The organism is Polynucleobacter necessarius (assembly GCF_900095175.1).
GTDB classification, from domain to species: Bacteria; Pseudomonadota; Gammaproteobacteria; order Burkholderiales; family Burkholderiaceae; genus Polynucleobacter; species Polynucleobacter necessarius_I.
This window is the reverse complement of the sequence record NZ_LT606946.1, coordinates 956,351-978,414: the sequence shown is the minus strand read 5'-3', so window position 1 is coordinate 978,414 and position 22,064 is coordinate 956,351. Positions and strand designations below refer to the sequence as shown.

Genomic DNA, 22,064 nt, shown 5'->3' with positions numbered 1-22,064 from the left:
TCTCACAGATAAATCTCAAAATACATAAATTAACTATTTGCCATTGAGTCCGTAGACTCTAGGGGTAATAGTATTGTAAAGGTGCAGCCCGACAGCTTTGTATGTTCTGTATCCATCTGATTTTTTGCCCAAAGTCGACCCTGATGGGACTCGATCACAGATCGGCAAATATTCAGACCCATGCCCATTCCATCGTTTTTAGTGCTAAAAAAGGGCTCAAACATCCGTTCAATAACGGATTCAGCGATTCCGGCGCCTGTATCGGTCACTTGGATGCGTAGCATTGCGGGAAAAGTACTGGTATCTAGGTCGGCCGAAATATTGACTGGAGGGGCAGACCAGCGTGATGTGAGGGGGTAGACCTCTCTCATACTATCCAGGGAATTCTTAAGAAGGTTCACTAGGACCTGCAAAATTAAAACCGGATCTACATCCACGGGTGGGAGATTTTCAGCAATTTGAGTGGTAATGTTCATGCGGTGTCGATGTGCTTCGATCTCAACTAAGCCAACCGCATCATTAATAATTTCACTGATGTCGCAAGATTTTCGTTGCGGTTCGCTACGCTTCACAAAGCCTTTAATCCGCTGAATGATAGTTCCGGCTCTATGCGCTTGATTCGAAGCTTTTTCTAGTGCGGGAAGAATATCTTTTTGCAGAGCGGGCTCGAGTTGTCCTTGCAAGCGTTTGGCTACACCCATACAGTAGTTAGGGATTGCAGCAAGCGGTTGATTTAACTCATGTGCTAGTGAAGATGCCATTTCACCCATAGTAGTTAAGCGGCTAGAAAATTGCATACGCTCTTCTTGTTGGCGCGCTAAATCCTCTGCTTCAATACGAATCGTGATATCTGTAGCAATCAATAGTTGTGCTAACTGCCCATCAACCCAGGGCACAAAACGTCTGCGGACTTCATACCATTTTGAGGTTCCTGTTGTTGCATCGAGCAATTGAATTTCTTCTGACTCTGTTTCTTGATGCAAGGAAGTGGCCGCACTGGCTTCAATAGGGGCATGGGATACGTTTTGCTTAATATCGCCACCGGCTAAATCACAATGACCTTTAGCAGAGCTACCAAAACGTTCGCGATAGAAGCGATTTGCAAATAATAATTCACCTGTTTCATTGGAGACCACTGAAACAGATGCATCTAAACCTTCTAAAACAGTAATGAATCGCTCCTGTGAAGCAGCTAATTCCTCACGAATTTTCTTTGGCTCAGAAATATCAATTAATGAAGTGATCCAACCAGTTTGTTTGCCCTTTTCATCAATCAGTGGAGCAATGAATGTTCGGGTCTGGATCACTGAGCCATTACGATGGAAGATTGAGCCCTCAATCCCAATCTTCTTATCTTGATTGAGGGTCATCTTGAGAGTCTGATTCATTTTTTTGGTGAGCTCCTCCTTTTGATCCTCGGGCCAAAACGCAAAAAAAAGGGGGGCTAAGTCCTATCAGCTCTTCCGCGGACCAGCCAGTCATCTCGCAAAAAGCAGGGTTGACATAGGTGATCGCCCGATTCATATCATGTGCGCGAATTCCAACTGGCGTGGAGTTTTCCATCGCCCTAAGAAAATTAGTCTCAGCCCGAAGATTTGCTTCTACTTCTTGCCGAACTTGCATCTGCCTTAAAACAGACCATAAACTCCAGATCACGAATGCACTTAAACCCAGAACAACGCCAATCAACATCCTGAACGTTAAATTGGTTTCTGGAGGGTAGGTATCGATTCTGAGGCTGAGATTTGGGCTTAGGACGCCAATATCTAAGCTGGTTTGATTGCTAAACGCTCGTTTCGGCGTATTTTTATCAGATGAGATTGCTAAGACCTGGTCATCATCTGTAATGAGGGTGAATCGATATTGAGCTTTGAGTTCCCCGGGGATCATTTCTAGTATCCCCTGGGTTGTATACAGGGTGGCAACCATGTCTTTAATTTCGTTACCAGAAAGTAGAGGCACTGTTTGCCAAAACACATTGCGAATTTCTTTGGAGATGACTTCGTTGCTTGGAACTTCAAGTGAGATGAAGTTGCTAAACGCCGGCCTATTAGTGGCGGCGCTAAGCTCAAGCGTTCTCTGTAGCATCTTATTTATGACGTTCGCATTGTTTACTTTATTAAACCAATCGGTTTTTAAATTGTGTGGTGGCACCTTCCACTCACTATGGTATGTTTCATTAATCCAGACAATTTTCGTAATCTCATGATTGTTTTGCAGAAGATTTTCTGCCTGAAGAAGTACGTTATCTTTTAACTTTATGGAATCTCCAGCGCTGACATAATCCCGCCCAATGGATTGCAATACATCGGTATTGTTTGCAAAACGCAATTGAATTCGTTGCTTTGCAAAAGAGAGCTCACTAAATAGCGCCGCTTCTTGTTGACTTTTTTCCTGGAGCTGAAGTGTGCCCATGATGACGCCCATCACCACGGTAAACAGCACAATCGCAATTAAAGGCGTGTAGACAAGCTTAAATCCCCGTATTCGACGGATCCATCTCACAGGCTTGAGTTGCCATATTGAAAATGCGATTTTTTCATGTAATGAGGCTATTTTGCCTTACTAGCACCCCTTTCTAATGCATTAGGGCGGTTCTGCTTTTTTGGATTGCGTTGCAACAAAATACCACATAGTGAAAAATATTATCATTATGTGGAAAATTGCTTGTTTACACCCATAGACCTTCCTAGAATATTGCCTATAGAGTGAATAAATCAGACCGATGTGACTAATGGAGGCAGTTTATGGCAGCAGTTCCAGATCAAATTTTGGGTAGCGCAGGAAAGCAAGATGCGGATCCAGGTGAAACTCAAGAGTGGTTGCAGGCCTTAGATGGCGTCATTCGTAATGAAGGCCCAGAACGTGCGGCCTATCTCATTGATCAGCAAATTTCTCATGCTCGAGTCAATGGAGTGAATCAAGCATTCCATACTGAAACTCCCTACATCAATACGATTCCAGTAGAGCAGCAAGCGCGCTTACCTGGCGATCAAAATGTGGAGCATCGGATTCGTTCATACACTCGCTGGAATGCGATGGCCATGGTTCTTCGTGCAAACAAAGACACCAACGTTGGCGGCCATATTTCATCCTTCCAGTCGGCCGCTACTTTATATGACGTTGGCTTTAATCATTTTTGGCATGCGCCATCTCCAGAGCATGGTGGCGATCTGATTTTTGTTCAAGGCCATTCAGCTCCAGGTGTTTATGCGCGCGCTTATATGCTGGGCCGATTATCTGATGAGCAATTAAATAACTTCCGTCAAGAAGTGGGCGGTAAGGGTATCTCTAGTTATCCGCATCCTTGGTTGATGCCTAATTTCTGGCAGTTCCCAACTGTATCCATGGGTCTTGGTCCCATCATGGCTATTTATCAGGCGCGATTTATGCGCTACATGCAGGATCGTGGATTTATTAAAGCAGAAGGGCGCAAAGTTTGGGCCTTCCTCGGTGACGGTGAAACTGATGAGCCAGAATCACTCGGTGCAATCGGCATGGCCGGCCGGGAAAAATTAGATAACCTGATTTTTGTTGTGAATTGCAACTTGCAACGTCTTGATGGTCCTGTGCGTGGTAACGGCAAGATTATTCAAGAGCTTGAAGGCGAATTCCGTGGCGCTGGTTGGAATGTGATTAAAGTTGTTTGGGGTGGCCATTGGGATGCTTTATTCGCGCGCGATAAAAAAGGCATCTTGATGCAACGTCTTGGTGAAATCGTGGATGGTGAGTACCAAACCATGAAGGCCAAGAATGGTGCCTATGTTCGTGAGATCGTATTCAATACTCCTGAATTAAAGTCTCTGGTTAGTGATTGGAGTGATGACGAAATTTGGCAACTCAATCGTGGCGGTCATGATCCCCATAAAGTATTTGCAGCGTTTCATTCAGCTGTAAATCATAAAGATCAACCAACAGTTATCTTGGCCCACACCATTAAAGGTTACGGTATGGGTGGATCAGGTGAAGCGATGAATATTGCTCACCAAGCCAAGAAGATGAATGCGGATGATGTACGTCGCTTCCGTGATCGTTTTGAGATTCCTATAAAAGATGAGCAATTGGATGAAATGCCTTTGGTGAAGTTCGCTGATGGCAGCCCTGAGCTTGAATATATGAAGGCACGCCGAAAAGAGTTGGGCGGTTACTTGCCGCAGCGTCGCATGAAGGCTGAGAGTTTGGCAGTCCCTGCGCTTGAGGTATTTGCACCCTTGCTTGAAGCTACCACTGAAGGCCGTGAGATATCTACCACTATGACTTTTGTGCGTATTCTCAATACGATTGTGCGTGACAAGGTTATAGGTAAGAGGGTGGTTCCGATTGTTCCTGACGAGTCACGTACCTTTGGTATGGAAGGCATGTTCCGCCAGCTCGGTATTTGGAATCAGTTAGGCCAGCTCTACACTCCAGAAGATCATGATCAACTGATGTTCTATAAAGAAGACAAGACTGGTCAGATTTTGCAAGAGGGTATTAATGAAGCGGGCGGTATGTGCGACTGGATCGCCGCTGCAACTTCATACTCAACCCATAGCGTCCCGATGTTGCCTTTCTACATCTTCTATTCCATGTTTGGATTCCAACGTATTGGTGATCTTTGCTGGGCTGCAGGTGATATGCGTAGCCGCGGTTTCTTATTGGGCGGTACTGCCGGTAGAACCACTCTGAACGGTGAAGGCCTTCAGCATGAGGATGGCCACAGCCAAGTATGGAGTGCGGCTATTCCAAACTGCATTAGCTATGACCCTTCATTTGCATTTGAAGTTGCCGTGGTGATTCAAGACGGCATGCGTCGCATGTTAGCTGAACAAGAAGATGTTTACTACTACATCACTTTGATGAATGAGAACTACGCTCATCCATCTATGCCAAAGGGTGCGGAGCAAGACATCATTAAAGGCATGTACAAGCTCAATTCCGTTGGTGATGCCAATGCTAAATTGCGCGTTCAGCTTTTGGGTTCAGGCACGATTTTCCGTGAAGTGATTGAAGCCGCTGAGATCTTGCACAAAGATTGGGGTGTCGCATCTGATCTGTGGGGTTGCCCAAGCTTTACCGAGTTAGGTCGTGATTGGAATGCAGTACATCGCAACAATCTATTAAACCCAACTGTGGCACCTTCTTTGTCTCACGTAGAGAAATACCTAAAGGATACGGTTGGCCCAATTATTGCAGCTACTGACTATGTGCGTTTATTTGCGGAACAAATTCGCCCAGCAATTCAGCATATGGGTCGTCGCTTCGAAGTTTTGGGTACTGATGGCTTTGGTCGTTCAGACACACGAGAAAAGTTGCGCGACTTCTTTGAAGTAGATCGTCGCTGGGTTGTATTAACCGCGTTACGTTCTTTAGTGGATGCTGGTCAGCTTGATCGTCAAAAGCTAGCAGAAGCAATTAAGAAGTATGAAATCGATACCACCAAACCAAACCCAATGATGGTTTGATTAGAGACAGATACTATGAGCCAACTAATTGATATTAAAGTCCCGGATATTGGGGATTACAAAGATGTGCCTGTCATCGAGGTATTGGTGAAAGCCGGTGATCGTGTTGAGAAAGAGCAGTCTATTGTTGTCTTAGAATCCGATAAGGCAACCATGGATGTTCCATCATCACATTCTGGTGTGGTGAAAGAGGTCAAGGTTAAAGTGGGTGACTCTATTTCAGAAGGTGCCATTGTTCTGGTGCTTGAAGAAAGTGGTGCCACAGCTCCTGCACCGACTCAAGCTACTGCAGCCCCAGTGGCAGCAAAACTTGAACCTATTGCTGCCTCGACTCCAAAAGTAGAGCCACCGATTGTGCGTGCACCTGCACCACCACCTGTTATCAATACCCCAGTTGAAGTTGATCCCACTGCAAGTCACGCTAGCCCTTCCGTGCGTAAGTTTGCTCGTGAACTTGGTGTCACTGTTCATCAAGTAAAAGGATCTGGTCCAAAAGGCAGGATTACTCAGGAAGATGTCCAGGCATTTGTTAAGGCCGCCATGAGTGGCAGAGCTACAAGTTCATCAAATGCATCTGGTGGCAGCTTAGGTGGCCTGAATTTAATTCCTTGGCCTAAAGTTGATTTTTCTAAGTTTGGTGAGACAGAGCGTCAGCCATTAAATCGTATTAAGAGATTGACTGCTGCGAACTTGGGTCGTAATTGGGTCATGATTCCTGCTGTGACTTATCACGAGGATGCGGATATCACTGATTTAGAGGCATTCAGAGTTCTCACAAATAAAGAGAATGAAAAGCAAGGTCTCAAAATCACGATGTTGGCTTTCTTAATGAAGGCTGCTGTTGCTGCACTCAAGAAGTTCCCTGAATTCAATAGCTCTATTGATGGCGATGACTTGGTGTTGAAGAAATACTTCAACATTGCCTTTGCTGCAGATACTCCAAATGGCTTGGTAGTCCCAGTGATTCGTGATGCAGATAAAAAAGGTATCTTTGAGCTCACTCGCGAAACTTCAGAGTTAGCTGCTCTAGCCCGAGACGGAAAACTCAAGCCAGAGCAAATGCAGGGCGCTAGTTTTACGATCTCTTCTTTAGGTGGAATTGGTGGTACGTATTTCTCACCGATCGTGAACGCACCTGAGGTGGCAATTTTGGGGGTAAGTAAAGCTGCTATGAAACCAGTGTGGGATGGTAAGCAATTTGTATCGCGCTTAATTTGCCCATTGTCCTTAAGCGCAGATCATCGCGTGATTGATGGCGCTTTGGCAACTCGTTTCAATGTCTATATCGCTCAGTTAATGTCCGACTTCCGTCGTGCAGCGCTATAAGGAGAAGATATGGCTAAGCAAATTATTCTCGTGCCAGATATTGGCGATTACTCAGACGTACCAGTAATTGAAGTGCTCATCAAAGTGGGCGATGTCATTGAAAAAGAACAGCCATTACTTGTGCTGGAGTCTGACAAGGCTACTATGGAAGTCCCGGCTGATGCTGCTGGCACCATTCTGAGTATTGCTGTCAAGGCTGGCGATAAGGTTAGCAAGGGTAGTGCGATTGCTGAGATTGAAGTGGGGGCAGCATCTGCGCCTCAGGCTTCTTCACCCTCAGCTAGTCCAACTCCGGCACCAGCCCCAGTAGCAGCGCCAGTGACTGCTGCTCCTATCGCCGGCCAATATAGCGGCAAGGTCGACCACGAGTGTGAAGTGCTCGTATTAGGTGCGGGCCCTGGCGGCTATAGCGCTGCATTCCGAAGCGCTGATTTGGATATGAGTACTATTTTGGTGGAGCGCTATGCGACTTTAGGCGGCGTTTGCTTGAACGTAGGCTGTATTCCATCAAAAGCCTTGCTCCATACGACTGCAGTGATGGATGAAGTCAAGACGATGTCTAAGCATGGTATTAGCTATGGCGCCCCAAAAATCGAAGTAGATCAACTCCGTGGCTACAAAGATTCTGTGATTGCCAAGTTAACTGGCGGATTGGCTGGCATGGCTAAAGCGCGCAAAGTGACTGTGGTGCGCGGATTAGGACGCTTCTTAGATGCGAATCACGTTGAAGTAGAGTTAACGAAAGGTGGTGGCCAGGATCTGGCCGGCCAAAAAGAAGTAGTGCGCTTTCAGAAGGCAATCATTGCAGCCGGAAGTCAGCCGGTAAAACTCCCGTTTTTGCCAGACGATCCGCGCATTGTCGATAGTACTGGGGCCTTATTACTCAAGAGCATTCCAAAGCGCATGCTAGTCATCGGCGGCGGCATTATTGGTTTAGAAATGGCTACGGTCTACAGTACCCTAGGCTCCCGTATTGATATTGCTGAAATGATGGATGGTCTGATGGCCGGAGCTGATCGTGATTTAGAAAAGGTTTGGGAGAAATTTAACGCCGGCCGTTTTGAAAAGATCATGCTCAAGACTCGTGCATCTAAAGCTGAAGTTAAGGCCGATGGTATTCAGGTAAGCTTTGAAGGTGAGAGTGCTCCCGCTGAGCCCCAGACCTACGACTTAGTGCTGGTTGCAGTGGGCCGCACACCTAACGGTAAAAAGATTGATGCATCGGCTGCAGGCGTCATCGTTGATGAGCGTGGCTTTATTCTGGTCGACAATCAAATGCGCACGAATGTGAATAATATTTTTGCTATTGGTGACATTGTTGGCCAACCCATGCTTGCGCATAAAGCTGTGCATGAAGGTCATGTTGCTGCCGAAGTAGCGGCTGGTGAAAAGTCTTATTTCGATGCTAAGCAAATTCCATCGGTTGCCTATACCGATCCAGAAGTGGCTTGGGCCGGCTTGACTGAAGAGCAATGTAAAGCTCAAGGAATCGCTTATGAGAAGGGCTTATTCCCATGGGCTGCCAGTGGCAGGGCGATTGCGAATGGATGTGATGAAGGTTTTACAAAGCTAATCTTTGATGCTACGAGCAAACGCATCATTGGCGGAGGAATTGTTGGCACTCATGCTGGAGATTTAATTGGTGAAGTGTGCCTTGCGATTGAGATGGGCGCTGATGCTGTTGATATTGGCAAAACCATTCATCCTCACCCAACCTTAGGTGAGTCGGTTGGCCTAGCTGCAGAGGCTGCTCATGGTCACTGTACTGATTTGCCGCCAGTGAAAAAGAAGGTGCACTAAAACGCTTTCTTTGATTTATTGCTGGTTAAGAAAAAAGCCCCGTGATTGAGGCTTTTTTTCATGCTTTGGCAAGAGGGAAATACAAAGACAGGGCAGAATCACTTTTTCTTGCTAGCCCTTTTGATTGTCTTCTCAACAGAGCTGTTAGCGTTGTTCAGATTGGTTTGCGCAATTTCAACTGCATGTTTGACTGCTTTTTGACTGGTTTCAAACACATTAGTAGCTGAAGCAATAGCTTGTTTCATAGCGACAACAGCAGCTTCGGATCCCGCTGGTGAATTCTTAGTCCAGTCTTCAACCAATGCGTTAATTTTTATTTGCCCTGCCTGAAACTCTTTCTCGGCAGACTTCGTAAAGTTTGCTTGAGTTTCATGTGCTAATTCATATAAATGGCGGCTATAGGCCATGATCTTTTCAGCCATTGGTTGGACTGCCTCAGCTTGATGAGCAAGGAGTTGTTGAATGTCTTTCACTTCTAATGCTCTTTTCGCGCTACTCATGCTGTCGCCTAGGCTTTGTCTGGCAATATGCATATTGAGCTCAACTAATTTTTCGATGCTTTGAAGTGTTTGACTAGTCAGTCCACTCAAAGTCTCTAAATTGGCTTTTTGTGCTGCTGCAATTTGTTCTGGCGTTAAGTTCATTTCGATCCCTTTCCTGTGGGCTTGATCCATCTGTTCACTATGAGCTTTATCTCGGTATTGTCAATTCATTTAGTTCTTATTTTATAGTAATAATGATGCGGTGCAATATTCAAAAGGGGGCTGGCCGCCTTATAAACGTAATGATTTCTAAATAAGCCTAAAATCATTAATCGAATAAAAATTCCTATATTTTCAATAAGTTAAACATGAGTTTGAAGTTAGATGGCCTAATAGCACCGCTATTTGTAGTGATCTGGAGTACGGGGTTTGTGATTGCACGTCTAGCGATGCCTTATGTAGAGCCTGCCACATTCCTGTTTTGGCGTTTCATAGGCGTCTTAATGGCTATGGCATGCCTTAGTTTGGTCTGGAGAATTAGTTGGCCAAGCTGGCCTCAAATAAAGCACATTGCCGTAGCCGGGGTATTACTACAGTTTGGCTACCTCTTGGGTGTTTGGTTTGCAGTACGCTTGGGAATGGCTGCAGGTTTGGTTGCGATTATTGTTGGCCTCCAGCCGATCATCACTGCATGGTTTGCAGCTTGGATTTCTGAAAAGGTCACTGGACGTCAGTGGGTTGGATTGTGTTTTGGTTTTGCTGGGGTGGCTCTCGTAGTGCTTGAAAAAATTGGCTTTACTCAAATCCCGTTATTGAGCTACGTTCTTGCCTTTGCTGCATTACTTTCCATAACATTCGGCACCCTCTATCAGAAGAAGTTCTGCCCAGTTTTTGATCTACGCGCTGGGTCATTCATTCAATTTGGTGTATCCGCAGTTCTTTGCCTTATCTGCATGTATTACTTTGAGTCTGGAGTCATGGTGTGGAATGCTTCGGTTATCGGTGCTTTGCTATGGGCAATCTTTCCTTTATCAATCGGATCAATCAGCCTTCTATTCATGATGATTCGTAAAGGGGCGGCAACCAAGGTAACGAGCTTGCTGTACTTAACGCCACCAACTACTGCAGTGATGGCCTGGTTTTTATTTGACGAGCCTTTCACGCTAATGATGGCGGGGGGTCTTATATTGACTATGACTGGTGTCATATTGGTGAATCGAGGACAAGCAAAGGCTGTTGCCACAATTGCGGAATAAAGGTGCTCCAGAAGAGTATTTTCTATTCGATACAGATAATAATTACTGCAGAGAACTAAAAGTTATTTATCATTCGGTATGTTAAAAGTTTTGGAAGGTTATTTGGGATGCATTTGAATCGATTTTGGCGCATCGCTTTAGTTGGACTAATGTCATTGGGCCTAGCGACTTCTTTTCAGGTTAATGCGGCTAATAATGACTCCAAGTCCGCTAAAACATCCAAAGCATCGTCTAAGCCAAGCACTAAATCAACTGCCAAAGTAGTTGTAAAGAAGTCTGCAAAATCCACTAAAAAGCCTAAATCAGTTCGAACCACAGTAACGCGTTCAAGTCAGTCCGTGGTAACAGCAAGACCATCATTTGCAACCGCCCTAGGGCTGCGCGGTCAACATGATGATCTTAATCTCAAATCCAGCGTTGCCATGGTCGTTAATCAAGATACCAAAGAGGTCTATTTTGAAAAGAACTCCTCAGTGAGTTTGCCGATTGCATCCATTACTAAACTGATGACAGCAATGGTAGTACTCGACTCGAAATTACCAATGGATGAAACGCTGGTCATTAACTCAGATGACGTGAACATTTATAGAAGCCCCCGTCTTTCTGGCGGTACGGTTTTAACGAGAGAAGAGGCTTTATTGCTGGCTTTGATGTCGTCTGAAAATCGAGCAGCATATACCCTTGGTCGAAATTATCCGGGTGGGATTTCAGCCTTTATCGATGCCATGAATAGTAAGGCTAAAGAGATTGGTATGACGCATTCCCATTTTGTCGATCCTACCGGTCTCAAGAGTGAAAATGTAGCTTCAGCCGAAGACCTCGCCCGTATGCTGAGCGCTGCTTACCAATATAAAGAGATTCGCGAGTTTTCCACCTGGCCGGATTTAACTATGGTGATTGGAAAGCGACCCCAGAAATTCGTAAACACTAATCGTTTGGTGCGCGCTGGCGATATGAATATTGGTCTGCAAAAAACGGGCTTTATTAATGCGGCAGGCAGGTGTTTAGTGATGCAGGTCAGGGTGAATAACACACCCTTGCTACTGGTTTTCTTGGACTCGGTTAGTACGCAATCGCGTTTTGCTGATGCGGTAAGGGTTCGGGATTGGTATGAGCACATGCCCTCAGGAGAGCCTCAAGCTATTCGTCGCTTAATGTAGTTGAAGTTACAAGCGCTATTGATTTTTAATAATTATTTTCGTTAACTTTGGGTTTGTAGCCCATTCCTTTGGAAATCTGCAAGGCTGTGTCCTGCAGGAGTTTTAACCAGTCAGACTGAATGCGATCAGTAGGGGAGCTTAACGAGAGCCCTGCGACCAATTTACCGCTGTCATCATAAATCTCAGCTGCAACGCAACTTACGCCTAATTCTAATTCTTCATTGTCGCTTGCATGGCCCAATTTGCGCACTTGATTTAGCTCTACATCGAGTTTGCTTAACTCCGTAATGCTATTTCTAGTATGTCCTGCTAAACCAGTGCGCGTGACATAAGCACGTACTTGACTGGGATCATCACTCGCCAAGAATAATTTACCTACCGAGGTGAGGTGGAGTGGTGCGCGTCCACCAATCGCTCGGACTACTTGCATGCCAGAACGTTCGCTATAGGCTCGGTCAATATAGACAATCTCATCACCTTGTCTAACGGAAAGATTGATGGTTTCACCGGTGAGTTTATGCAGAGCACGCATTGGCGCTTGTGCAGCTTCACGCACAGATAAGCGCGCCTTAACAAGGTTGCCAAGCTCCAGCAACTTGAGACCCAGTCTATAGGTTCCGCCATCACCTCGCTCAACCAAACGGCAGGCTACAAGGTCGTTGAGGATGCGGTGCGCTGTGGAGGGGTGTAGATCGGTTTCTTCAGCAAGACTTTTGAGGCTAGTCGATTCTTCATGATTAGCCAGGGCATCCAGTAGGTTCATCATGCGCTCAACCACCTGAATCGCTGTTTTACCAGCCTCACCAGGTGCTTTTGACACTTTTTCGGGTTTGCTCGTGCTCATATTGTCAATTGTAGCGATTTTTAGTGAAATTGCACAATATGAAATGCAGATTATCTGTGTAGACCCATGAAGGCCTGTCTAATTACCTTTTTAGAGCAGCAGCACACTCGGTAATCAGTTGAGGGCCTCGGTAGATTAGCCCGCTATAGATTTGTACTAGGCTTGCGCCTGCCTCAATTTTTTCTAAAGCATCCTTGCCTGAAAGAATGCCACCAACACCAATAATTGGAATAGCATCGCCCAGATATTGTTTGAGATTTTGAACTATTTCAGTGGAGGCAATTCGAACTGGTGCACCTGAGAGGCCACCAAGCTCTTCTCCAAACTCGAGTCCTTTCACTGCATCGCGGGCAATCGTTGTATTAGTTGCGATGACAGCATCAATCTTAAATTCCAATAGGAGATCGGCAATGAGTTTGATATCACTTTGATCTAAGTCTGGTGCAATCTTCAAAAAGAGAGGCTTGCGTACGCCATACTGATCACATAGGGCTTCGCGTGCTAAATGCAGCGAGCTCAGGAGGGCACGCAGCATATCTTCACCCTGAAGTGCGCGTAAGTTCTGGGTGTTGGGAGAAGAGATATTGACGGTAATGTATGAAGCAACTTCATAAACTGCTTGCATAGCAGTGATGTAGTCACTCGCAGCATTTTCAATTGGGGTGCTTGCATTCTTGCCAATATTTAATCCAACAATGCCACCATTCTGCCAATAGCTAGAATTCCGTACGCGCTTGACGCAGGCATCGACACTATCATTATTAAAGCCCATGCGATTAATGATGGCTTGCGCTTCAGGCAGTCGAAACATGCGGGGTTTTGGATTGCCGGGCTGTGGTTTGGGTGTGACAGTTCCAATTTCTAAAAATCCAAAGCCTAAGGCAGCTAGCGCATCAATATACTTGCCATCTTTATCAAGGCCGGCAGCAAGCCCCACGGGATTAGGAAAAGTGATGCCGCAAAATTCGCGTGGATCTGAATCGGGTTGATTCACTAAGCAGCGTAACAGCCCCCAGCGCTGAGCGCGATCCAGATTGCTCAGGGTGAGGTTGTGCACTTGCTCTGGATCTAAAGAAAAAAGCCAGGGGCGCAAAAGGGGGTAGCTATCAATCATGGGTAGATATTATGGCCCAATGATTGGCTGCCAGTGATCATTGATTAGACCCTCAATAGGTTGAAATTTAGCCTTATAGGACATTTTTTCGCTATTCTGAATGTAGTAGCCCAGATAAAGGTAGGGAAGATTCAGCTCTAAAGCCTGTTGAACTTGCCATAGGATGCTGTAACTTCCATAGCTTGCTGAGACATTGCTGGTGTCATAGAAGGTGTAAACAGAAGAGATGCCTTGATCCAAGATATCGATCATGCTGACCATGCGCAGGCGGCCTGGTTCGCTATCACCTGGACCATCCCGAAATTCAACGATTCTGGAATTCACTCGACTTTGCAGTAGAAATTGCATGTACTGGTCTTGGCTCTCGTCCTTACTTTGATCCATATCGCTGCCAGCATGACGATCATTTTGGTAGTTTTGATACAGCTGGAGATGCTCTTCTTGGTAGCCCAAATTGAGAATGCGAATCTCTAGTCCAGAATGCTTTTTTAATGCGCGCTTCTGACTGCGATTAGGCTTGAAGTCTTTAACTGGAATACGGGTTGCAGTGCAGGCGTTGCATTTATCACAATAGGGGCGATAGGTATATAAACCACTTCGACGAAATCCCGCATTGACTAGCTCGCTATATAAATCAGCATGTATTAAGTGCGAGGGGGTTGCTACCTGTGAGCGCGCAGTTTTGCCCGGCAGGTAGCTGCAAGGGTAGGGTGCTGTTGCATAAAACTGTAGCTCAGTTAAAGGCAGCTCTTTTAGTTGTGTCATAGCCAGTGACGCAGAATTTCTTTATTAAATTTCCAGGGAACCTCTATATTAGTTTGCTTTAAGGTAACTTGCAGATGGGCTAAAAAATGATCACGTGAAATTGGTGCCGCGCCTAGCGAGTCAAGATGGGCGGTCTCCTGTTGACAGTCAATCATTTCCACCTGATGTTGTACGCACCAAGCTGCCAGAGCTGCTAAGGCAATTTTTGAAGCATCGGCTTGGTAGCTAAACATAGATTCCTCAAATACCATTCCACCAAAAGCGACGCAATAGAGTCCTCCTATCAGGTGACCATTCTCCATTACAGCAATACTGTGGGCATGGCCTTGTTCATGAAGGTCAGTGTAGGCATCCATGATTTCATAGGTAATCCAGGTTCCATCCTGATCTTTTCTGCTGGCAGTTGCACAGGAGCGAACGACTACTCCAAAATCATGATCAACCCAAATATCTTTTCTAGAATCCGCTAAAAAATGACGTAAGGTTTTTTTAATGAGTCATGGCATTTAAATTGGGCAGGCTTTAGTACCATTCGGGGATTAGGAGACCACCAGAGCACTGGTTAGTTGTCCGAGTACCACGGAAAGATTCCCATCTGATATGCGCGTTCCAGTTGCCCTGGATAAATACGTTCACTCACTGCAATTAAGCCTGGTACTGTTGGATCTGGGTCTGGGCAATTTAGCGGATTTGGAAATTCATCCTGAGATCCTAGCCAATTGATGTTGCTCATAAACTTGTGGCGTCTAAATTTTTTCTGTTGGCAGAATATCCCTGCTGCGCACACTAAACTCATTACTTGAATCAAATAGCCCTGCAGCACGATCAGCAAAGAACCATTCTAAGGTTTGCTTGACTGTCGGAAATGCGATCTCACTCCAGGGGATATCCTTTTCATCAAATAGCGCAACCTCCAAACTTTCTTCTCCAGCTTGAAAATCTGGTGAGCTCATTGTGGCGAGGTAAAAAAGATGCACTTGTTCCGCATGTGGCACATTGAGCAGCGAGTAGAGTGGGCCAATTTGAACAATGGCACCAGCTTCTTCTTGTGTTTCTCTAGCCGCTCCGGTCGTGGTGCTTTCACCTAACTCCATAAAGCCAGCTGGCAGAGTCCAAAAGCCATGTCTAGGTTCTATTGCGCGACGGCACAATAGAACTTGATCACGATAGACTGGAATGGAACCAACTACATTGCGGGGGTTGAAATAATGAATGACACCGCAAGAGTCGCAAACATGATGCTCCTGCGAATCATCTGCAGGAATCTTGATACTAATAGGTGATGCACAGTGAGAGCAAAACCTCATGCAGGCTTTCTAAAAATGGGCAGAGATGTGGCCGCGTAAGGCGTTACTAAGCATAATCTCTTTTGCATTTAGAACATCCTCAATAGTCAGGTTAGCCTCATGGGCATTCCACTCTGGATTATTCAAGATGATTGACCTCATTACTCCTGGAAGAAGACCAGCGGAGACTGGTGGTGTGAGCCGGCGATTTTCGGACTTAATAAAAACACTACTTCTCCCGCCTTCTGTCACGAAGCCATTTTCATTAATAAATAGTGCATCAAAGCCACCGCGTTCCTCTGCTAATTTCCAAGCTTGGTCATAGACATCTCGACTATTCACCTTATGCTTCAATAAGATATTGCCCGAGTGAAGGGTAGCTTTTCTTGGATCGGGAAGAATATCGCTCGCCCAAAAGATCTTTACTGGACCTTACAGTGGTTCAATTGGATATGTTTGACAGCTTGGTTTGCCGGCGAAGTTCAAATCCAATCGCAATCGATAGTGAGTTGCATTAGTACAGTTTGCGCATGCATCTTCAATAGATATAACGATCTTGTTTAGGTCGCAGGGTATACCTAGTGCCAGTGCAGAGTCAGTCAAGCGTTCCAAGTGGAGCTGCAAATATTGAGCCTTGCCTTGATGAACTAAGATAGTTTCAAATAATCCTATTTCGCTTGGCATCTCGCTCAAGAAGGCTGCTTTAATTTGGCACTCCTCCCATTCTTGATTTGCCTCAGAATCAATCGTGATACCGGCGCCAATGCCCAAGGTAAAAGGTGAGGCTAGGGTCTTTGGGTCCCGATCAATTTCAAGGGTGCGAATCGGCACGCTAAATGCAAAGTCACCGCTGGGGTCAATCCAACCAAGTGCCCCACAATAGTAGCCGCGATCTTGTCCTTCTAATTCTTGGATAATCTCTAGGCTGCGCTTCTTGGGTGCGCCAGTAACGGAGCCACAAGGGAAGACTGCATGAATGACATCCCGTAATGCAATCCCAGGTTTCACCTCTGCCTTAACTGTTGAGGTCATTTGTAGTACGTCACCGTATCTAGCAACCTCAAAAAGTTGAGGAACGCTTACCGTTCCGGGTAAGGCTAGGCGACTCTCAGATTGTTGCGGAGTAAGTCGACGATCATGACATTCTCAGCTTGATTTTTGGCATCTGCCGATAAGTGCTCTGCTGAATCATTCAGCGCACTCGCAGTGCCTTTCATCGGCATAGCCTTTAGAGTGCCGCCTTGCTTCTGAATAAATAATTCAGGGGACTGGGAAAGAATATAGCTCGAGTCACTCTCAATAAATGCGCCAAATCTTCCTGGCTGTCGATTTCTTAATCGTGCATACAGTGCCAGCGGGTCACCATAGGTCTCTCCCGTAATTCGAAAGGTGTGATTAATTTGATACGCATCACCATTACGAATGTACTCTTGAATAGTCTCAATATCGGACTTAAATTTCTCTTCATTAATAGAAAAATGAAGATTGCTAACGCCTGCAACTTGAGAGTCGGAATCAAGTGCCTCAACTCTACCTCTAATGAATGCATCAACATCTCGCTTACTTAAGCTCTCATAGGATTTAAACGACCATGCCTGAACGAGTGGATGCTGATGCTTAACGCCATCAAGGCGCCGATCAATGTTATGAATGTATAGACCTAATTCATAGGCAAATGCAGCGACAACATATTCACCGCGAGTCAATGCTTCATTAATGCTCCGCAGACACTCATCTACCGCAGTGATTGTTTGTGAGGAGCTGGACTGAGCATACACAGTCCAGCACTGCAGTGCCTGTTGATAGAGGCGACTGCTCGGCTCAGCCTGAGTGCTTTGTGCGTCATCTAGCAATATCATGCTATTGACTATCAGGGTTCAAGTAAGGATGAAAACTACTTCAAAACAATTGTGGATTCAATCGTGACAGTCTTGCTGGGCACATCCGACATACGCCCCATTTTCGGAGCTGTTGCAAGCATGGTTGGAATCTTGCGAATGGCATCAATGGTTTGAGTACCAGAAATCACCTTCCCGAATACGGTGTAGCCATTGCCCATCGCATTGGGATAATTTAAGCCTTCATTATCTTTAACATTAATAAAGAACTGAGCTGTAGCTGAATCAGGATCTGAAGTACGCGCCATAGCAATGGTGTAAGTTTGGTTCTTGAGGCCATTTTGAGCCTCTGAAGCTACCGGCGCATTAGTAGGTTTTTGAACTAGGTCTGGAGTAAAGCCTCCACCTTGAATCATGAAGCCATCAATCACGCGGTGAAAAATGGTGCCGTTATAAAAACCGCTATTCACATAGTTTAAAAAATTGGCTGTGGTCTTTGGTGTCTTGACAGAATCCAACTCAACAACAAAATTACCCATGGTGGTTTTAAATTCCACCTTAGGACCCGCAAAGCTTGCGGCACTAGCAATCAGGCTGGTGATAATGAATAGAGAAGCAATGATCTTGCGCATAGTAGTAGGCCCTTAAAAATCAAATAAAAATAGCTAATGACTGATTGTATTGCTCAAAGTCCAGATGGGACTTGGGCTGCATAGCGATAAGTCGCTTCTTCAAACATGTTTGGCCTATCAAGATAATCTAGCACCCAAGCAATGGTGTCTACACCCAAAAAGCATGGCCATCAATGATGAGGGTAGGCACCCCAAATGCACCATCTGTTTTTGCACGCTCGGTATTGCTAATCAGCTTTGCCTTAATTTCCGGTGCATCTGGCTTAGGTGTGTCGGCTGATAGGCTAAGGTGTAGACAAAATTCCGGCCACGATAAATTGGGATCCTTGCCCTCAACCCAAACATACTCAAATGCACGCTCAACCATTTCCCAATTCGCAATTTCCTGAACTAGCAAACGCTGTGCTGCCACTGTAAGAAAAGGGTGATGCTCAGGAAAACGAAAAGGTAAACCTAACTTTTCAGCAAGCCATACACAGTATTGGTAGGTGTGAGGGCGCTTTGCTTCTATTTCACCTGGGCCGCGATTGTCTGTCGCTCGAAAGAGCCCGCCGAGCAAGATTGGGACTGGTTCAATATCTACGCGCTGATCAAGTCGATGGCGCTGCTTGACATAGAAGTATGAAAAAGGAGAAATGATGCCGTAATAAAAAGTCCCCTTAAGCACTGTAGCGCCAGTCTGATTTTGAATCATTTCTTTTTAGATTCCCTGTCTAAATTACGTAAGAAAGCCATCTTCTCGGCAATTTGACTCTCTAGTCCGCGATCAACTGGCTCATACCAATGGGGCTCTGCCATTCCTTCTGGAAGGTAGGACTCGCCGGCTGCGTAGGCATGAGGCTCATCATGCGCATAGCGATATTCTTTTCCATGCCCCAACTCTTTCATGAGCTTGGTTGGAGCGTTGCGTAAATGGTTGGGCACAGGTTTGCTTTGATCGTTGGCAACATAGGCTCTGGCTGCATTAAAGGCCTTGTAGCTTGCGTTGCTCTTGGCAGCAATCGCTAAATAGACGACTGTTTGCCCAAGTGCTAGCTCTCCTTCGGGAGAACCGAGTCTTTCAAAGGTTTGGGCTGCATCGTTTGCTAGCTGCATTGCTCTGGGATCGGCGAGACCAATATCCTCCCATGCCATACGAATAATTCTTCTTGCAAGATAGCGGGGATCAGCCCCACCGTCGAGCATTCGGCAAAACCAATACAGCGCAGCATCTGGATTGGAGCCCCGTACTGATTTATGTAGCGCAGAAATCTGATCGTAAAAGTGGTCGCCCCCTTTATCAAAGCGACGCGCTTGAACAGTCAAAGCATTTTCAATAAATTGCTGATCTACCTTCTCAATATTTGTATTTGGTGTGGAGACTGCATTACGTACTTGCTCTAATAAATTGAGTAATCTCCTAGCATCACCATCTGCATGCTCTGTGAGACTATCTATTGCTGCTGATTCAAACTGAATACCAGGCATGGCATATTCACGTGCCCGATCAAATAATTGCTTAAGCTCTACAGTACTTAATGATTTGAGTACATAGACTTGTGCGCGCGAGAGGAGGGCTGAGTTGACTTCAAATGAGGGATTTTCGGTGGTGGCGCCAATGAAGGTAAACAACCCTGATTCAACATGGGGCAATAGGGCATCTTGTTGGCTTTTATTAAAGCGATGGATCTCATCCACAAACAAAATAGTTTGTCTGCCGTATTGAGACATGCACTGTTGGGCCTGTTCAATAGCTTCACGAATTTCTTTTACACCAGCAAGAACGGCCGATATCGCTATAAATTCTCGGTCAAAGGCTTTTGCTGACAGTCTTGCTAAGGTAGTCTTACCAACACCTGGCGGCCCCCAAAGAATCATTGAATGCGGTTTGCCAGAAGCAAAAGCGAGATTGAGTGGCTTACCTGAGGCTAATAGATGTGTTTGTCCAATAACCTCTTCAATACTTGATGGGCGCAAGGCTTCCGCCAATGGAGGCGGGGGCGCTTGATCAAATAGATTGCCCATTTCTTTCAGGATTTAGTTTTGTACAAACAAAATAACTAGCGCGGCCCAAATTAAGCAGCTGACAGAAACGAATGTCAGTCGATTGCGCAAGGTGATAAAAGCTGCGCAAGCCTCTTCACTAGAAAAATAGCACTGATAAGTTTCTTTATCAATATTGCGCTGTATCACCAACGCTGATGCCAAGATTACCAAGCCAACTGGAATGTAAATATGTAACGCAACCCAGGCTACTATCGCTGGTATCACGCCCCAAATCCAGGCGTTGCGATCTTCCCAGCGGTCGCCCGGAGGTGCCTTGCCTAAGGTATGCAAATTAGCACCCCAATGTAATGCGCCCATAAAAGCAGTAATCACAGCCCCATAACCGGCTAGTGATTCAGCGCTTAAGTAGTTGAGCGGAGTTGGTGCAAGCTGCACCATTAAAGCGAGACTCACAAATGGGATGAGACCAGCGTAGGCTAATTTACGAACAAGAGGGGGTAATGGGTTCACAAAAACTTCTTTACTCGGATTAATGGATGATGGGTTGAAAAATTATTGATCGTAGGTATAGACACCACGTCCCGTCTTACGGCCGAGATATCCTGCTGCAACCATCTCACGAAGCAATGGGCAAGGGCGGTACTTGGAATCACTGAAGTTCTCAAAGTAGACTTCCATTACCGCTAAGCAGGTATCAAGACCAATCAGGTCAGCTAAAGCGAGCGGGCCAATGGGTTGATTGCAGCCCAATTTCATACCAGCATCAATGTCCTCTGGGCTAGCGAGCCCTTCGTAGAGCACAAAGAAGGCTTCATTGATCATCGGCAACAAAATGCGATTGACAACAAAGCCGGGTGAGTTCTTGACTGTGATGGGCTCTTTACCAATACGCTTAGCCATTTCAATAATGGCTACGTGTGTTGCATCAGAGGTTTGCAAACCTCGAATCACTTCTACCAAGGCCATCATCGGCGGGGGATTAAAAAAGTGCATACCGATAAAGCGGCTTGGGTAGGAATCTAAGGCAGCAAGCTTGGTAATGGATAGTGAGGAAGTATTCGTAGCAATAATGGTTTCTTTGTCAACGATCTCATCAACTTGTTTCAAGATCTTCTCTTTAATGGCTTGATTCTCAGTGGCAGCTTCAATCACCAATTGCAGACCCTTAAAGTCAGAATAAGATGTGCTTCCCTTGATCCGGCCTAATGCAGCATCTTTGTCTTTTGCTGTGAGGGTTTCCTTTTTGACGAGGCGATCTAAACTCTTGCTGATTTGACTCAAACCACGTTCAACAGCAGCATCATTGATATCCACCATCACAACATCAAGCCCTGCAACGGCGCAAACCTGCGCAATGCCATTGCCCATTGTGCCCGCGCCAATAACTCCGACCGATTGAATCTTCATGCTATTTCCTTTTTTGATACTGTGATGAACCAAATAATTGTTCTCTTGCTTTATCGTCATGCAAGGGCTTACGTAATGCAGTTAATACTTCAACACCACGCTTGACAGCAGGGCGCTCACCAACCATTTCAAACCACCGCTTGAAATGCGGGTACTCATCAATCTCAATCCCTTGGTTTTTCCAGTTTCTTGACCATGGAAAAATAGCAATATCCGCAATGGAATAATTTTTACCAGCAATATAGGGATTATCTTGCAGTTGATGATCTAACACCCCGTATAAGCGCTTAGCTTCATTAGTGTATCGAGTGATTGCATAGTCTATTTTCTCTGGAGCATAGAGTCGGAAATGGTGGTTTTGTCCCAATAGAGGCCCCAAGCCACCCATTTGGAACATGAGCCATTGCAGGACTTCGTATTTACCTCGAGTCGTTTTGGGTAAAAATTTCCCCGTTTTGGAGGCTAGGTAGAGCAGGATTGCCCCAGACTCAAAAAGGTGGATTGGTTTGCCATCAGGTCCTTGTGGATCCACGATGGCGGGAATTTTATTGTTTGGACTAATTGCCAAGAACTCTGGTTTGAACTGATCGCCAGCCCCAATATCAATAAGATGAGCAATCCAGTCTTTGCCAGGCTTATATCCACATTCCTCGAGCATGATGTGCACCTTATGACCATTTGGCGTTGGCCAGCTATAAACATCAATCATGTCTTTCTTGGGTTT

19 protein-coding genes and 2 pseudogenes are annotated in these 22,064 nt (G+C 45.6%); 5 read left to right on the top strand and 16 right to left on the bottom strand.

Annotated elements, in window-relative coordinates:
* Positions 1 to 29: 29 nt before the first annotated feature.
* A complete protein-coding gene (locus DXE44_RS11005) occupies positions 30 to 1,388 on the bottom strand; it encodes a PAS domain-containing sensor histidine kinase (protein ID WP_197712845.1) in 1,359 nt (452 codons plus the stop codon).
* Positions 1,351 to 2,427: a PAS domain S-box protein gene (locus DXE44_RS11000; protein WP_269460695.1), complete on the bottom strand. Its 1,077-nt coding sequence runs from the start codon at positions 2,425 to 2,427 to the stop codon at positions 1,351 to 1,353. Before DXE44_RS11000 ends, DXE44_RS11005 begins: the two co-directional genes overlap by 38 nt.
* A 320-nt stretch (positions 2,428 to 2,747) precedes the next feature.
* Here DXE44_RS11000 and aceE point away from each other — a divergent pair, with 320 nt between their 5' ends.
* From aceE to lpdA, 3 genes are read left to right on the top strand one after another with little or no spacing between them, the layout of a single operon-like run.
* On the top strand, positions 2,748 to 5,444 hold the full coding sequence (gene aceE, locus DXE44_RS05100; protein ID WP_114653152.1) for a pyruvate dehydrogenase (acetyl-transferring), homodimeric type: 2,697 nt from the start codon (positions 2,748 to 2,750) through the stop codon (positions 5,442 to 5,444).
* Positions 5,445 to 5,459: 15 nt separating this feature from the next.
* On the top strand, positions 5,460 to 6,770 hold the full coding sequence (aceF, locus tag DXE44_RS05095) for a dihydrolipoyllysine-residue acetyltransferase (RefSeq protein WP_114653150.1): 1,311 nt from the start codon (positions 5,460 to 5,462) through the stop codon (positions 6,768 to 6,770).
* A 9-nt stretch (positions 6,771 to 6,779) separates the two neighbouring features.
* Complete coding sequence (lpdA, locus tag DXE44_RS05090) at positions 6,780 to 8,570, top strand: dihydrolipoyl dehydrogenase (RefSeq protein WP_114653148.1); 1,791 nt, start codon at positions 6,780 to 6,782, stop codon at positions 8,568 to 8,570.
* A gap of 98 nt (positions 8,571 to 8,668) precedes the next feature.
* Here lpdA and DXE44_RS05085 read toward each other — a convergent pair whose 3' ends face one another.
* Complete coding sequence (locus DXE44_RS05085; protein WP_114654357.1) at positions 8,669 to 9,214, bottom strand: phasin family protein; 546 nt, start codon at positions 9,212 to 9,214, stop codon at positions 8,669 to 8,671.
* 206 nt (positions 9,215 to 9,420) lie between these two features.
* Here DXE44_RS05085 and DXE44_RS05080 point away from each other — a divergent pair, with 206 nt between their 5' ends.
* Both DXE44_RS05080 and DXE44_RS05075 read left to right on the top strand, forming a co-directional pair.
* Positions 9,421 to 10,308, top strand: coding sequence for a DMT family transporter (locus DXE44_RS05080; protein WP_114653146.1), 888 nt, complete (start codon positions 9,421 to 9,423; stop codon positions 10,306 to 10,308).
* A gap of 107 nt (positions 10,309 to 10,415) precedes the next feature.
* Positions 10,416 to 11,468 (top strand): serine hydrolase, encoded by a 1,053-nt coding sequence (locus DXE44_RS05075; protein WP_114653144.1) that lies wholly within the window; start codon positions 10,416 to 10,418, stop codon positions 11,466 to 11,468.
* 25 nt (positions 11,469 to 11,493) lie between these two features.
* On the opposite strand, the gene DXE44_RS05070 is transcribed toward DXE44_RS05075, so the two are convergent.
* The 13 genes and pseudogenes from DXE44_RS05070 to DXE44_RS05015 all read right to left on the bottom strand — a co-directional run bounded on the left by DXE44_RS05070 (position 11,494) and on the right by DXE44_RS05015 (position 22,049).
* The gene (locus DXE44_RS05070) at positions 11,494 to 12,312 is read right to left on the bottom strand and encodes an IclR family transcriptional regulator (protein WP_415065207.1); all 819 of its coding nucleotides are present in this window, start codon (positions 12,310 to 12,312) and stop codon (positions 11,494 to 11,496) included.
* Between the two features lie 82 nt (positions 12,313 to 12,394).
* Positions 12,395 to 13,426, bottom strand: coding sequence for a quinone-dependent dihydroorotate dehydrogenase (locus DXE44_RS05065; RefSeq protein WP_114653142.1), 1,032 nt, complete (start codon positions 13,424 to 13,426; stop codon positions 12,395 to 12,397).
* Between the two features lie 9 nt (positions 13,427 to 13,435).
* Positions 13,436 to 14,191 (bottom strand): arginyltransferase, encoded by a 756-nt coding sequence (locus DXE44_RS05060; RefSeq protein WP_114653140.1) that lies wholly within the window; start codon positions 14,189 to 14,191, stop codon positions 13,436 to 13,438.
* Positions 14,188 to 14,924 (bottom strand): annotated as a pseudogene (gene aat, locus DXE44_RS11395) (leucyl/phenylalanyl-tRNA--protein transferase). Before aat ends, DXE44_RS05060 begins: the two are co-directional and overlap by 4 nt.
* Positions 14,925 to 14,937: 13 nt before the next feature.
* Positions 14,938 to 15,498 (bottom strand): NUDIX hydrolase, encoded by a 561-nt coding sequence (locus DXE44_RS05050; RefSeq protein ID WP_114653138.1) that lies wholly within the window; start codon positions 15,496 to 15,498, stop codon positions 14,938 to 14,940.
* A gap of 9 nt (positions 15,499 to 15,507) precedes the next feature.
* Positions 15,508 to 16,521: pseudogene (locus DXE44_RS10990) on the bottom strand (bifunctional chorismate-binding protein/class IV aminotransferase); the annotation flags it as partial.
* Positions 16,522 to 16,574: 53 nt separating this feature from the next.
* Entirely contained in the window at positions 16,575 to 17,336 is a 762-nt protein-coding gene (locus DXE44_RS10985) for a chorismate-binding protein (RefSeq protein WP_197712842.1), read from the bottom strand.
* Between the two features lie 35 nt (positions 17,337 to 17,371).
* The gene (locus DXE44_RS05040; RefSeq protein ID WP_114653136.1) at positions 17,372 to 17,947 is read right to left on the bottom strand and encodes a peptidylprolyl isomerase; all 576 of its coding nucleotides are present in this window, start codon (positions 17,945 to 17,947) and stop codon (positions 17,372 to 17,374) included.
* A gap of 148 nt (positions 17,948 to 18,095) precedes the next feature.
* Complete coding sequence (locus DXE44_RS05035) at positions 18,096 to 18,641, bottom strand: 2-hydroxychromene-2-carboxylate isomerase (protein WP_197712841.1); 546 nt, start codon at positions 18,639 to 18,641, stop codon at positions 18,096 to 18,098.
* Positions 18,638 to 19,951 (bottom strand): replication-associated recombination protein A, encoded by a 1,314-nt coding sequence (locus DXE44_RS05030; protein ID WP_114653134.1) that lies wholly within the window; start codon positions 19,949 to 19,951, stop codon positions 18,638 to 18,640. The genes DXE44_RS05035 and DXE44_RS05030 overlap by 4 nt, the downstream gene beginning before the upstream one ends.
* A 12-nt stretch (positions 19,952 to 19,963) precedes the next feature.
* Complete coding sequence (locus DXE44_RS05025; protein WP_114653132.1) at positions 19,964 to 20,443, bottom strand: DUF3429 domain-containing protein; 480 nt, start codon at positions 20,441 to 20,443, stop codon at positions 19,964 to 19,966.
* A gap of 42 nt (positions 20,444 to 20,485) precedes the next feature.
* A complete protein-coding gene (locus tag DXE44_RS05020; RefSeq protein ID WP_114653130.1) occupies positions 20,486 to 21,340 on the bottom strand; it encodes a 3-hydroxybutyryl-CoA dehydrogenase in 855 nt (284 codons plus the stop codon).
* Between the two features lies 1 nt (position 21,341).
* Complete coding sequence (locus DXE44_RS05015) at positions 21,342 to 22,049, bottom strand: glutathione binding-like protein (RefSeq protein ID WP_114653128.1); 708 nt, start codon at positions 22,047 to 22,049, stop codon at positions 21,342 to 21,344.
* Between the last annotated feature and the right edge of the window lie 15 nt (positions 22,050 to 22,064).

Coding starts and splice junctions, on each gene's coding strand:
- DXE44_RS05075 (WP_114653144.1), top strand. CDS start 10,416: ATGCATTTGAATCGATTTTGGCGCATCGCTTTAGTTGGACTAATGTCA.
- DXE44_RS11005 (WP_197712845.1), bottom strand. CDS start 1,388: ATGAATCAGACTCTCAAGATGACCCTCAATCAAGATAAGAAGATTGGG.
- DXE44_RS05050 (WP_114653138.1), bottom strand. CDS start 15,498: ATGAGGTTTTGCTCTCACTGTGCATCACCTATTAGTATCAAGATTCCT.
- DXE44_RS05085 (WP_114654357.1), bottom strand. CDS start 9,214: ATGAACTTAACGCCAGAACAAATTGCAGCAGCACAAAAAGCCAATTTA.
- DXE44_RS11000 (WP_269460695.1), bottom strand. CDS start 2,427: ATGGGCGTCATCATGGGCACACTTCAGCTCCAGGAAAAAAGTCAACAA.
- DXE44_RS05030 (WP_114653134.1), bottom strand. CDS start 19,951: ATGGGCAATCTATTTGATCAAGCGCCCCCGCCTCCATTGGCGGAAGCC.
- DXE44_RS05060 (WP_114653140.1), bottom strand. CDS start 14,191: ATGACACAACTAAAAGAGCTGCCTTTAACTGAGCTACAGTTTTATGCA.
- DXE44_RS05065 (WP_114653142.1), bottom strand. CDS start 13,426: ATGATTGATAGCTACCCCCTTTTGCGCCCCTGGCTTTTTTCTTTAGAT.
- aceE (WP_114653152.1), top strand. CDS start 2,748: ATGGCAGCAGTTCCAGATCAAATTTTGGGTAGCGCAGGAAAGCAAGAT.
- DXE44_RS05080 (WP_114653146.1), top strand. CDS start 9,421: ATGAGTTTGAAGTTAGATGGCCTAATAGCACCGCTATTTGTAGTGATC.
- DXE44_RS10985 (WP_197712842.1), bottom strand. CDS start 17,336: ATGATATTGCTAGATGACGCACAAAGCACTCAGGCTGAGCCGAGCAGT.
- DXE44_RS05020 (WP_114653130.1), bottom strand. CDS start 21,340: ATGAAGATTCAATCGGTCGGAGTTATTGGCGCGGGCACAATGGGCAAT.
- DXE44_RS05015 (WP_114653128.1), bottom strand. CDS start 22,049: ATGATTGATGTTTATAGCTGGCCAACGCCAAATGGTCATAAGGTGCAC.
- DXE44_RS05035 (WP_197712841.1), bottom strand. CDS start 18,641: ATGATTCAAAATCAGACTGGCGCTACAGTGCTTAAGGGGACTTTTTAT.
- aceF (WP_114653150.1), top strand. CDS start 5,460: ATGAGCCAACTAATTGATATTAAAGTCCCGGATATTGGGGATTACAAA.
- lpdA (WP_114653148.1), top strand. CDS start 6,780: ATGGCTAAGCAAATTATTCTCGTGCCAGATATTGGCGATTACTCAGAC.
- DXE44_RS05040 (WP_114653136.1), bottom strand. CDS start 17,947: ATGCGCAAGATCATTGCTTCTCTATTCATTATCACCAGCCTGATTGCT.
- DXE44_RS05070 (WP_415065207.1), bottom strand. CDS start 12,312: ATGAGCACGAGCAAACCCGAAAAAGTGTCAAAAGCACCTGGTGAGGCT.